The sequence below is a fragment of the Salinivibrio sp. ES.052 genome (assembly GCF_900141775.1).
Taxonomy (GTDB): Bacteria; Pseudomonadota; Gammaproteobacteria; order Enterobacterales; family Vibrionaceae; genus Salinivibrio.
This window is the reverse complement of record NZ_FSRI01000001.1, coordinates 1,807,934-1,820,594: the sequence shown is the minus strand read 5'-3', so window position 1 is coordinate 1,820,594 and position 12,661 is coordinate 1,807,934. Positions and strand designations below refer to the sequence as shown.

The 12,661-nt window shown below is 50.0% G+C and carries 10 protein-coding genes and 6 tRNA genes; all 16 read left to right on the top strand.

What is annotated here, in order from left to right; translation table 11 throughout:
• Positions 1-231: 231 nt before the first annotated feature.
• The 16 genes from csrA to luxS all read left to right on the top strand — a co-directional run bounded on the left by csrA (position 232) and on the right by luxS (position 12,370).
• Positions 232-429 carry a carbon storage regulator CsrA gene (csrA, locus tag BUQ98_RS08465; protein WP_074213352.1) on the top strand — a complete coding sequence of 66 codons (198 nt, stop codon included), beginning with the start codon at positions 232-234 and terminating at the stop codon, positions 427-429.
• Between the two features lie 197 nt (positions 430-626).
• Positions 627-719, top strand: a tRNA-Ser gene (locus tag BUQ98_RS08460).
• Between the two features lie 24 nt (positions 720-743).
• Positions 744-820: transfer RNA gene (locus BUQ98_RS08455), tRNA-Arg, on the top strand.
• Between the two features lie 8 nt (positions 821-828).
• A tRNA-Ser gene (locus tag BUQ98_RS08450) sits at positions 829-921 on the top strand.
• Between the two features lie 30 nt (positions 922-951).
• A tRNA-Arg gene (locus tag BUQ98_RS08445) sits at positions 952-1,028 on the top strand.
• Positions 1,029-1,082: 54 nt separating this feature from the next.
• Positions 1,083-1,159 (top strand) — tRNA-Arg (locus BUQ98_RS08440).
• A gap of 26 nt (positions 1,160-1,185) precedes the next feature.
• Positions 1,186-1,262 (top strand) — tRNA-Arg (locus BUQ98_RS08435).
• 533 nt (positions 1,263-1,795) lie between these two features.
• Positions 1,796-2,044, top strand: a complete 249-nt coding sequence (locus BUQ98_RS08430; RefSeq protein WP_074213351.1) for an oxaloacetate decarboxylase subunit gamma — start codon at positions 1,796-1,798, stop codon at positions 2,042-2,044.
• Positions 2,045-2,075: 31 nt separating this feature from the next.
• On the top strand, positions 2,076-3,866 hold the full coding sequence (oadA, locus tag BUQ98_RS08425) for a sodium-extruding oxaloacetate decarboxylase subunit alpha (protein WP_074213350.1): 1,791 nt from the start codon (positions 2,076-2,078) through the stop codon (positions 3,864-3,866).
• Between the two features lie 9 nt (positions 3,867-3,875).
• Positions 3,876-5,006: a sodium ion-translocating decarboxylase subunit beta gene (locus BUQ98_RS08420; protein ID WP_074213349.1), complete on the top strand. Its 1,131-nt coding sequence runs from the start codon at positions 3,876-3,878 to the stop codon at positions 5,004-5,006.
• A 179-nt stretch (positions 5,007-5,185) separates the two neighbouring features.
• Positions 5,186-6,142: an NADP-dependent oxidoreductase gene (locus BUQ98_RS08415; RefSeq protein WP_074213348.1), complete on the top strand. Its 957-nt coding sequence runs from the start codon at positions 5,186-5,188 to the stop codon at positions 6,140-6,142.
• 92 nt (positions 6,143-6,234) lie between these two features.
• Positions 6,235-6,657: a YqaA family protein gene (locus BUQ98_RS08410; protein ID WP_074213347.1), complete on the top strand. Its 423-nt coding sequence runs from the start codon at positions 6,235-6,237 to the stop codon at positions 6,655-6,657.
• A gap of 10 nt (positions 6,658-6,667) precedes the next feature.
• Positions 6,668-9,517, top strand: coding sequence for a M16 family metallopeptidase (locus BUQ98_RS08405; protein ID WP_074213346.1), 2,850 nt, complete (start codon positions 6,668-6,670; stop codon positions 9,515-9,517).
• A 95-nt stretch (positions 9,518-9,612) separates the two neighbouring features.
• Entirely contained in the window at positions 9,613-11,190 is a 1,578-nt protein-coding gene (gene gshA / locus BUQ98_RS08400; RefSeq protein WP_074213345.1) for a glutamate--cysteine ligase, read from the top strand.
• Positions 11,191-11,205: 15 nt separating this feature from the next.
• Positions 11,206-11,823, top strand: a complete 618-nt coding sequence (locus BUQ98_RS08395; RefSeq protein ID WP_074213344.1) for a transglycosylase SLT domain-containing protein — start codon at positions 11,206-11,208, stop codon at positions 11,821-11,823.
• 28 nt (positions 11,824-11,851) lie between these two features.
• The gene (gene luxS / locus BUQ98_RS08390) at positions 11,852-12,370 is read left to right on the top strand and encodes an S-ribosylhomocysteine lyase (protein ID WP_074213343.1); all 519 of its coding nucleotides are present in this window, start codon (positions 11,852-11,854) and stop codon (positions 12,368-12,370) included.
• Positions 12,371-12,661: the final 291 nt, after the last annotated feature.

Here is a 12,661-nt window from a genome sequence, read left to right as displayed (position 1 = left end):
GGCCTAACGGCTAACGGCATGATGATAAAACAGTAAATTTCTCTGCCCTTTTCTGGATATGGTGTGATAATTCGGCCATAGTGTGAAGTGCGTACGATAATAACGTCCGCATTGGCATCACGAGCAGGGAAATAATCCAACGATTACAGGTAACGGGCCGATACGCTGGCGGGTTATCTGGCTCAGACACTAATTGAATAAGTAAAAGATTGATACTCAAGGAGTAGAAGCATGCTGATTTTGACTCGCCGTGTTGGCGAAACCTTGATGATTGGTGATGAAGTCACCGTCACCGTGTTGGGTGTAAAAGGTAACCAAGTACGTATTGGTGTGAATGCACCGAAAGATGTTTCTGTTCATCGTGAAGAGATCTACATGCGTATTCAGGCCGAAAAAGGTACGCCAGCGAGTAGTCAAAGCGACTACTAAGAAGGCAAAAGAGGTCGACTAAGGTCGGCCTTTTTTATGGACGGTTTTCCTATAAAATCAAAATGAAACGGCGATAAAACCAACAATAAAAACACACTATGGATGATAATTGTCCATTTGTTGGTGGCGAGACAGTTTTTGCCAGAAAAGTGTTTGACATATGTGTGGCTCAAAGTAATATGTGCTCCCGCAGCGACGGTGAGGTGGCCGAGTGGCTGAAGGCGCTCCCCTGCTAAGGGAGTATACGGTTTGTAGCCGTATCGAGGGTTCGAATCCCTCCCTCACCGCCATGTTGTTGCAAGCAAGATAGATGCGCGTCCGTAGCTCAGCTGGATAGAGTACCTGGCTACGAACCAGGCGGTCGGAGGTTCGAATCCTCCCGGACGCGCCACTACTTGCGGTGAGGTGGCCGAGTGGCTGAAGGCGCTCCCCTGCTAAGGGAGTATACGGTTTGTAGCCGTATCGAGGGTTCGAATCCCTCCCTCACCGCCATTGATTACAAGCCTGCCTTGTACAAGATGTGCGTCCGTAGCTCAGCTGGATAGAGTACCTGGCTACGAACCAGGCGGTCGGAGGTTCGAATCCTCCCGGACGCGCCATCATTTCACGGAAGACCCGCAACATTGTTCAGGACGAACATAGATTGACGACACGCGCTCGTAGCTCAGCTGGATAGAGTACCTGGCTACGAACCAGGCGGTCGGAGGTTCGAATCCTCCCGAGCGCGCCATCTTCAATCAATGCAAATCTGTCAGCGCGTCCGTAGCTCAGCTGGATAGAGTACCTGGCTACGAACCAGGCGGTCGGAGGTTCGAATCCTCCCGGACGCGCCATTTTTGCATCCTCTCCTCAATCATTGTTTTTAGTTTCCCTTTCTTTTTATAACGTCTAGATGATGTCTGGTGGACGTTAGTCTTCGTGATATTTTTACGCTTCGAGTGATTTGACGCGTTACATTGATCATATAATCGCATTATTCTCGCTTTACCGGCTATCAGTCCCCTCGTATCTTCTTATCTCGGCAAATGTTGATGACGGAAAAATGCTTTTTCCAAAGATGGCATAGTGTGCATCTCGCCAATCGTGAACTGTCCATCACACGCATAGGTGTCAACGCTGTCACCACCGTACAGGGCGACGCTGTTTTTGCATAAACACGCACACGGTTATTACAACAAATAAACGAGAATAATCGCCTAAAAACGGGCGTTGTAAGGTAACAAAAACGTAACGCCAGATTGTCATTTATGCGAATTGTTAGTATTTTGAACGCCGATGATGAATTTGCCACCAAGATAAACAGATAATAACAGTGGTAATCACCGCTTCGTTGTAAGCAAGAGTGAGTGTAACAAGGAAGATAACCATGGATTTAGGCCCACTTTTAGAACAGGCACTGATGTTGATGCTGACTGGCATGGCTGTCGTGTTTGTCTTTCTCTCTATTTTAATTTTCTTGGTTCGCCAACTGGAACGTTTTGGTGATCCGACCCCGCCAACCGCTACTAAAGCGATCCCTCAACCTAAAGCACAATCTGCATCGGACACGCTTTCACCCGATGTCGTTGCCGCGATCACTGTCGCTGTTCAGCAGTACCGCCAACGCCATCGTTGAGTGGTAAGGCACATATAAAAAGGAGTTTGTTATGTCTACGCCGTTAGCTATTACCGATGTGGTATTACGTGATGCCCATCAGTCGTTGTTTGCCACGCGTCTGCGTTTGGACGATATGTTGCCGATTGCCGCCGAACTCGATCAAATCGGGTTTTGGTCATTGGAAACCTGGGGAGGGGCGACCTTTGATGCTTGTATTCGTTATTTAGGTGAAGATCCCTGGGTGCGGTTGCGTGAATTGAAAAAAGCCATGCCCAATACCCCGATGCAAATGCTATTACGCGGACAAAATCTATTAGGCTATCGCCACTATGCTGACGATGTCGTACACAAGTTTGTTGAACGCGCACATGCTAATGGCATGGACGTATTCCGCATCTTTGATGCCATGAACGACGTACGTAACTTTCAAGCGGCTGTTGGTGCTGCCGTCGACGTGGGAGCGCATGCCCAAGGCACTATTTCGTACACAACCAGCCCTGTTCATACGATGGATACGTGGACAGATTTAGCGAAGCAGTTAGAAGATCTTGGCTGTCATTCTCTATGTATTAAAGACATGTCTGGCTTGTTAAAGCCTTATGAAGCCTATGAACTTGTCAGTCGGATTAAATCCGCCTGTGACATTCCACTTTCACTGCATTGCCATGCCACCACTGGGCTATCAACAGCGACGGCGGTAAAAGCTGTAGAAGCTGGCTTGGATGTCCTAGATACTGCGATTTCCTCAATGAGCCAAACCTATGGACACACGCCGACTGAAACGGTAGTGGCCATGCTTGAAGGAACGGCGCGTGAGACCCACCTTGATCTGAACAAGCTGGAGTCTATCGCTGCTTACTTCCGTACAGTGCGTAAAAAATACGCACAGTTTGAAGGGCAGTTAAAGGGCGTCGATTCACGCATTCTCATTGCGCAGGTGCCTGGTGGCATGCTGACCAATATGGAAGGCCAGCTCAAAGAGCAGGGGGCCGCCGATAAAATGGACGAGGTCTTGGAAGAGATCCCGCGTGTTCGCGAAGATCTAGGCTATATCCCACTGGTAACTCCGACGTCGCAAATCGTTGGCTCGCAATCCGTCATCAATGTGCTTACTGGTGAGAGATACAAGAGTATTACCAAAGAAACGGCAGCATTATTAAAAGGTGAATACGGCAAAGCACCCGCGCCAGTGAATGCTAAGTTACAAGCGCGCGTGCTAGACGGTGAGCAAGCAATTACCTGTCGACCAGCAGATAAGCTTGAGCCGGAAATGGAGAGGTTGACTCAGGCATTATCCGATAAGGCGGAGACGGAAGGGGTGAGCCTCGCTGACGATACGATTGATGACGTCCTTACGTATGCGCTTTTTCCTCAGGTGGGGTGGAAGTTTCTACAAAATCGTGGCAACCCTGATGCGTTTGAACCCGTTCCGACCGGTGAACGCCCTCCTGTGGCTCGCACGGATACTCATCCAAGCGAAGATACCGAGGTGGAGACATACAGTGTGCGTGTGAACGGCCAAGTTTATAAAGTCGATGTGGGGCCGGATGGCACACTCGGTGATATTCAACCAACCGACGCCGCTACGGCGACAAATACTCCCGTATCACCACCTACGTCTGTGAATGCTGATCCTGTGACGGCGCCTTTAGCTGGGAATATTTTTAAAGTCATGGTGACCGCCGGAGAGCATGTCCAAGAAGGTGATGTCCTGATCATCTTAGAAGCAATGAAAATGGAAACGGAAGTGAGGGCGGCGCGTGCTGGCACGGTCCAAGATGTGCAAGTGAAAGAAGGCGATGCAGTGACTGTTGGAATGCCGCTTTTACATTTAGGATAAGAGGACAGCATGGAAGGATTAATGATCCTGTGGTCAGAGACGGGGCTGGCGAATTTCCAGTGGCCACAGCTTGTAATGATTGCCGTTGGCTGTTTGTTGCTTTTTCTTGCGATTCGGCGTGGCTTCGAACCGTTACTGCTTTTGCCCATCGGCTTTGGCGCAATACTGGCGAATATTCCCAATGCCGGCTTTAACGAACCTGGTGGTTTGTTGTACTACATCTACCATGTGGGGATTGATACTGGGGTTTTCCCGCTATTGATCTTCATGGGCGTCGGTGCAATGACCGATTTCGGGGCCTTGATTGCTAACCCGCGGACTTTGCTCCTCGGGGCGGCTGCACAGTTTGGTATTTTTGCGACCCTGTTCGGGGCGATTTTGCTTAACCTGATCCCTGGCATGGAATTTAGTCTCCAAGATGCCGCATCGATTGCGATTATTGGGGGGGCAGATGGGCCGACAGCGATATTCTTGGCTAGCCGACTATCGCCGGATCTGCTTGGTGCGATCGCTGTCGCGGCCTACAGCTATATGGCGTTGGTGCCGATTATTCAACCGCCGATCATGAAACTATTTACGTCACCACAAGAACGCCAAATTGAAATGAAGCAGCTTCGCCACGTCTCGAAAACCGAGAAAGTGCTGTTTCCGCTGGCGGTATTGATGATGACTATCTTATTTTTGCCATCAGCCACACCTCTCGTGGGTATGTTTTGTTTAGGCAATTTGATGCGCGAGAGTGGCGTCGTCGATCGCTTGTCGAGTACGGCACAAAATGAATTGATCAATATTGTGACCATCTTTTTGGGACTTGCGGTTGGCTCAAAACTCGAGGCGGACAAATTTCTCCAGTTCGAGACGTTAGGGATCCTGGTTCTGGGGGCTGTCGCGTTCAGTATTGGCACCGGAACCGGCGTTTTAATGGCGAAGATCCTCAACCGGTTTAGTCGCGATCCTATCAACCCCTTAATCGGTGCGGCAGGGGTTTCCGCGGTGCCGATGGCAGCACGGGTCGTCAACAAGGTTGGGCTCGATGCCAATCCACATAATTTCCTGTTGATGCATGCGATGGGCCCCAATGTAGCTGGCGTTCTGGGCTCTGCGGTGGCAGCGGGTATACTGTTGGCCTTGGTCGGGTAATGCCTCTTCGGCTTCGGCAGTGAAAAGAAAACAGCGGTAGGCATTGAGTCTGCCGCTTTTTTTGTTAAGACTAGAGGTTTATGCTTTGCTATGACCCTGTGCTTGGTAATCACGCTAACGCGTCGTCGAAGAAGCATGTGTATTACCAATCAGCACAACGGCATGCGAAAGGAGTCAATATGTCGAATAATCTGTCTCTGGCGATCACCGAATTTGGTGGACCAGAGGTTCTTAATCCCGTCAATCGTTCTATTCCATCACCTTCAGAAGAGCAGGTGTTGATCCAGGTAAAAGCCGCAGGGGTGAACCCGATCGATGCCAAAACTCGAGCGGGGCTGGGTTGGGCCGCCGCGCATAACAAAGACAAGCTACCTTGGATACCAGGTTACGATGTGTCTGGCATCGTGGTCGCTAACGGAACGAATGAAAGCAAATTCGATGTCGGTGATCGGGTGGCGGGTATGATCGGTTTTCCTACCGATGGCGGAGGCTATAGCCAATATGTCGTCGCTGATGCAGGACGGCTATCAACGGTTCCACCCAGTGTCCCCATGGTGGATGCCGCTGCCGTGCCACTTGCTGGCCTTACTGCCTGGCAAGCCCTTGAGCACGCCAAGCTCGCCCGTGATGAGAGAATCCTGATCTTGGCGGGCGCTGGGGGAGTGGGCCATCTGGCGGTGCAATTGGCAGTGCGAACGGGCGCTCAGGTTTATGCGACAGCATCACCGGACAATCATGCGTTTTTGCATCAATTGGATGCCACACCGATAGATTACCACCAGATCCATTGGGCAACGTCCAACGGTGAGTTTGATGTACTGATTGATTTAGTCGGTGGTGATACCGGTATTGAAGCTCTTGCCTGTCTCAAAACAGGCGGACGCGTTGTAACGGTACCAACTAATACCCAAGATACCATTACCTCGGCTGCTGCCGAGCGAGGATTGAAAGCCATAAGTATGTTAGTTGAGCCAAACACATGGCAGACTCAGCGTTTGCTCGATATGCTCGATCAGGGAGAACTCAAGGTCGACATCGCCGCTGTTTATCCGCTAGAGCAAGGGACGCAAGCACATAAAGCGCTGGAATCTGGTCATACACGTGGTAAGCGAGTCTTGGAAATGCCGTCATCGTAGGCGAGATAGCAAGCCGTGAGCGGAAATGCACAGTGGCGATTCATGGTGTGGATCCATCATCGCTCTGAACCAATAATCATACATGAGGTCGAATGAGCGATTGGACTGCGCTGGTGATGTTGTTTGCTACCAGCTTTTTGAGCGCAACCTTGTTACCCGGTGGCTCTGAAGCCAATCTCGTTTATCTGTTAACTCAGCACCAATTTACTGACGGACTGATCATTGCGATCGCCACTGTAGGAAACACTCTCGGTGGGATGACCAATTATGCAATAGGGCGTTGGATACCGAATTATCACCCCCACCAGCGCTGGCACCGTCGTGCACTCGCCGGCCTTCAACGCTATGGTTATGCGGCCTTGCTTTTAAGTTGGGTACCCGTGATTGGTGATCCATTATGCGTGGTTGCAGGTTGGCTTCGTTTGCGTCAATCATGGTGCTGGTTAGTTATTTTTATCGCCAAAGCATCGCGCTACCTGATCATTGTCGGGTCATACCGTTGGGTAGCAGGGTAGGAATTATCATATGCAACGTTTATTGCTCGTCGCTTTTTTCGTGGTCTCGGCACTCACTGGGTGTCAGTTTATTGGCTCATCCCCCACTGCGACGCCTGACGGTGTCACTTGGATAAAAACGGTCTCGCCGCCAGCGGGAAGCGCCCAAGTGCCTTATCAGCAATTTGAGCTCGATAATGGACTCACGGTCTTGCTTCACCAAGATCACTCGGATCCCTTGGTCAATGTTGATATGCGCTATCATGTGGGATCGGCGCGTGAAGAGCCCGGTAAGTCTGGGTTTGCCCATTTCTTCGAACACATGATGTTTGAAGGCTCGGAGCATGTTGATGATCACGGCAAGCGAATCAAAGAAGTCGGGGGCTATAACAATGGCTCGACCAACCGTGACACCACCCAATATTATCAAACTGTGCCGGCAAATGAGCTAGAGCGAGTGCTCTGGCTAGAATCTGATCGTATGGGTTTTTTGTTAGACGCGGTATCTCAACGCAAGTTCGAAGTGCAGCGTGACACGGTGAAAAACGAACGCGCTTTTCGTATTGATAATGTCCCCTATGGCCGAGTTAATGAAACCCTTAACCAAGCGCTTTATCCCGATGGTCATCCTTATTCATGGCCAGTGATTGGCTATGTTGAAGATCTTGATCGAGTTGATGTGAGCGATCTTAAACAGTTTTTTTTACGCTGGTATGGCCCCAATAATGCGACTTTGACCGTCGGAGGCGATATTGATGTGCAACAAACCTTGGCGTGGGTGAACAAATACTTTGGTGATATTCCCTCCGGGCCATCAATCCCCGCCGCTGAGCCTCAACCCGTCACGCTGGATGCCAATCGATTTGTCACGTTAGAAGATAAAGTGTCACAGCCTGTGTTGGTGATGCGTTTTCCTACAGGCACGCCCGAAACGGATACCAGTACCCGCTTAAGCGTCCTTGCTAACATTCTCGGGCAAGGACGAGATAGCGTGTTATATCAGTCTTTGGTGCAAACTGGACAACTTCTTAGTGCGGGTGCCTCCCACCAATGTGGTGAACTTGCATGTACATTTGAAATATATGGTGTAGGTAGCCAAGAGCAGTCGTTAGCTGAGGTACGTACGCTATTGCGACAGAGTATGACGCAATTTGAGTCACAGGGTGTCAGCCCAGACGATATCACGCCAATCAAAGCGATGGTGGAAGCGGACAATATCTTTGCCCTGCAAAGCGTTGATGGCAAGGTCTCACAACTGGCGAGCGATTATACCTTGTTCGGCGACGCTAGCCGCCTGGAGCCGCGCTTATCGCGTTTGGACGCGGTTAACCCACACAATGTGATGGCCAGCTATCAGCAGTGGGTGAAAAACCAACCGGCGGTCACCCTTAGTGTGGTCCCCGAGGGGCGTACAGACCTAGTGGCGGAGCCTGCAAATTTCATCTATCAGCGTCCCGATTATCGTCAGGTTACTGACCAACATGAAGCTGATACTCTGGCGTTACGCCAAACCCCTGTAGATTTCGATCGTTACCAAATCCCACCGCCAAATGGCAGTGTGACTGTGAACGTCCCGATCATCTATCGAGCGGATCTGGATAACGGTATTCATCTTGCTGGGACGGTGAGTCGCGAAACGCCGACGGTCACCTTGCAACTCAGCTTACCGGCTGGGGTATTGATGGAGCCGAATGACAAGCGAGGTGTCGCTAACCTTACGGCCCAAATGATCACGGAAGGTGCGGCAGGGATGTCTGCCGCTGAGTTGACCCAAGCGTTGGACAAACTTGGGAGTCAAGTAAGTGTTAACCCAGATAGCTATCATACGACATTGACCGTGACGTCACTGAAAAAGCATCTTGGTGAAACCCTTAAACTGGTGAATAACGTGTTAAGTGCGCCGACGTTTGCTGAGCAGGACTTTGCGCGGGTAAAAAACCAGCTTCTGGAGAGTATGGCGTCACGTGCGGACGATGCCGGTTGGTTATCCGATCAAGCCATTAACCAGTTGTTGTATCAGGATGCGACTTTCCGCGCCCCTCAAGGCGGTGTGGCCGACGATATCGCTGGGATGACGGTTGAAGACGTCAAGCGCTTTTATCGTCGTCACTACGTATTAAAAGGAAGCCAGCTGGTGGTGGTCGGGGACCTTTCCCGTGAACATGCGATTAATCTCGCTAACCGCATTAAACCTTGGCAACGTGCGCCTGAGGGCTATGCGCAGCCAGCGCGAGCAGTGCCGCGCGATTATGATCACGCACAAATTTGGTTGGTCGATAAACCACAAGCCCCACAGACCAGTATTCGTATGGTGCGTCATGGCATGCCATATGATGCGACAGGAGCAATGTATCAAACCCGCTTAGCCAACTTTAACCTCGGCGGCAACTTCAATGCCCGACTAAACCAGAATCTGCGTCAGGATAAAGGCTATACCTATGGTGCACATAGTGGTGTCTACGGTGGTCGTCAAACAGGAACGATAGAAGTCAGTACCGATGTGCGTGCAGACGCGAGTGTCGACGCCATAAAAGAACTTTGGCAAGAAATGGCCCATGTAAAAGAAAATGGTTTTACGGCACAAGAACTCACCTATTTACGCCAATCGAGTGGCCAGCAGGATGCGTTACGTTATGAAACGCCATGGGAAAAAGCGGGGTTGATTGCCCACCTGGAAGAGTTTGAATTGGACGACAACTACCGTGAGGCGCAAAAAGCGTTACTCCAGTCGCTGACGTTACCGCAACTTAATGCACAAGCATCACGCTGGTTCGATCCCAATGATTATCAAATCGTGGTGGTTGGCGATGCAGCACGTCTTCGTGATAGCTTGCGTCAACTAGGCTTGCCAGTTAACACACTGACATTAGATTATCGTTAACACCATTTGGATAAACTCACAGCGCTGCGTGATGGCTTTTGACTAATAGCTTGTTTATATTGACCGTCACGCAGCATAAAGATAAGAGACACATTTTGACTGATTTCACCCAACGGTTAGCGCGTTTAGCGCAAAACCCAGACGCATTAAAGGGGATTGGCCGAGGGCTAGAGCGTGAAGCACTTCGCATCACACCGAATGGCCAGTTGGCACAGACCGCGCATCCAGGCGCGCTTGGCTCAGCACTAACGCATCGTTGGATCACCACCGATTTCGCCGAGTCATTGTTGGAGTTTATCACCCCAGTCAACACGTCGGTTAACGGCATGTTGGATGAGTTACAAGACATCCATCGATTTACCTATCAGCAAATGGGCGACGAGCAGCTGTGGCCAATGTCGATGCCGTGCGTGGTGGCATCGGAAGACGATATTACCTTAGCGCAATACGGTAACTCGAATATTGGCCGTATGAAGACCTTATATCGTCAGGGGCTCAAGCATCGCTACGGTAGCGTGATGCAAGTGATCTCAGGGGTGCATTTTAACATCTCTTTGCCAGAGACATTTTGGCAGCACTTATACCACTCAGATACGGTAAGCCAAGCATCGGTGACACAAGGCTACTTTGATCTTATCCGTAACTATTATCGCCATGGCTGGATGATCCCGTATCTATTTGGTGCCTCGCCAGCCTTATGTGGGTCGTTTATCAAACATGCCGAAAGCCAACTGCCGTTTGAGCATATGCCCTCGGGGACTTGTTACCTTCCTTATGCCACTTCGCTACGCTTGAGTGACTTGGGGTATACCAATAATGCACAAGCCGATCTGAAAATTGGCTTCAATACGCTAGAACAATACCTTGAAGGCTTAAGAAGCGCGATTCGTACACCGTCACATGCGTTTGCCAAATTAGGTATTCGTGACGGCGAGACCTATCGCCAGCTCAACACCAATGTGTTGCAAATTGAAAACGAGCTGTATGCGCCTATCCGGCCCAAGCGTAATGCTGAGAGTGGTGAGAAGCCGACCGAGGCGCTTGAACGTGGTGGTGTCGAGTATATTGAAGTGCGTTCGCTCGATGTGAATCCTTATAGCCCTATCGGTATTGAAGAAGACCAAATTCATTTTCTCGATTTATTTGTGTCTTGGTGTGCCCTCTCTCCTTCCGAGCCGATGACGGATCCTGAACTGAATTGTTGGCGCGATAATTGGAACAAAATTGTTCTCGAAGGACGCAAACCAGGCTTAACCTTGACTACAGGTTGTCACGGCGACACCTTAACTCAAGCTCAGTGGGGTCATCAGGTGATGGCAGAGCTCAAACAGTTGGCAAAAGTGATGGATCAAGCCGTTGGTGATAGCCGCTATGAGACAGTGTGCGACAAGATGATTGCGTGCTTCGACAATCCTGAGCTCACCTTGTCTGGGCGTGTTCTCACGGATGTCATCGCCCAAGGGGGCATTGGTAGCGTGGGCTTAGGCCTTGCCAGTACACACAAAGCAGCCTTGGCTGATGCGCCTTACCGTGTTCATAGTGATGCGGATTTTTTGCAGGAAGCGGAAGAGAGTTGTGCACGTCAAAAAGCGGTAGAAGCCAGTGATACGCAGAGCTTTGAACAATTTTTAAATGCTTATTTTAAAGATGTGCCCATGGCAGAAAGCTGGTAACTGGGGTCGACTGACATGAGCAGGACGCGTTTTCTCAGTCGATTAAGTCTCATCGCTGCGATTGTGCTGTTATCCGGGTGTGCGACACCGCCTCCGGATAACCCCAATAATGTTTGTGCTATCTTCGAACAACATCCTGATTGGTTTGAAGCGGCAGTCGACATGGAAGAAGATTGGGGGACGCCCATCCAAGTGGCGATGGCGTTCGTCAAGCAAGAAAGCGCGTTTGTTCATGATGCCTTACCACCGAGAGATTATGTGTTAGGTATCCTACCCTGGGGGCGTGTCAGTAGTGCCTACGGTTATGCCCAGGCGCAGGATCCCGCTTGGTCTGATTATCAAAAAGCCACAGACAATGGTGGATCTCGTACTGACTTTGCCGATGCACTACAGTTTATTGGTTGGTATACCGATGAAACCTATCGCCAACTTGGGGTGTCCAAATGGGATGTTTATCGACAATATTTGGCTTACCATGAAGGAAGAGGCGGATTTCAGCGTGGCTCGTTTGAGCGTAAACCTGGGCTAAAACGTGTTGCACGTAAAGTAGAGCAACAAGCAAAGGACTACGGTTGGCAACTGAAAGGATGCCGCCAACAATTAGAGGACAATCTGAGCTGGTGGCCATTTTAGGGCCGCAGTGACGAATGAAGGAGGTAAGATGCCACTACTAGATAGCTTTACCGTTGACCATACCCGCATGAGTGCACCTGCAGTACGGGTCGCAAAAACGATGCAAACCCCAAGCGGTGACACCATTACCGTCTTTGACTTACGATTTTGTCGTCCCAATGAAGAGCACCTAACAGAAAAAGGGATCCATACACTAGAGCACCTTTTTGCGGGTTTTATGCGTAATCACCTTAATAGCGACAAGGTGGAAATCATTGATATCTCACCGATGGGGTGTCGAACCGGCTTTTACATGAGTTTAGTGGGTGAGCCACAAGAGCCGGAGGTTGCCAAAGCTTGGGAACTCGCGATGGAAGACGTATTGGTCGTGCCGTCACAAGATAAAATCCCTGAGCTTAATGAGTATCAATGTGGAACGTACGATATGCATTCATTGAATGAGGCTAAGGATATTGCACGTGCCATTATTGATGCGGGCGTAACGGTTAATAAAAATGATGACCTCGCCTTGCCGGAATCGATGCTGAAAACATTGCGTGTCGACTAGCACTTCTCCCTGATGCCATTCTAAGCGGTAATGCAATGTTTTGTGTTACCGCTCCTTCCTGATTTAATTAGATTTTCCACATAACCTGTCTTGGTTGTTAGATAAATTATTGGGAAGTGTAGGCGTTGTTGCAGCTTTTTTGCCTGATCAAGCACGCTTCTGTGTTTTGTCGCTGCGTACTCTCACGGGTTTCGCTAAGCTGATAATGATTTAAGCATGAAGAAAGGTTGTGAGAGACAAAGTGAGTTTACGCACACGACATCCCAATTGCGCCACCTGTATTTCCCGTTG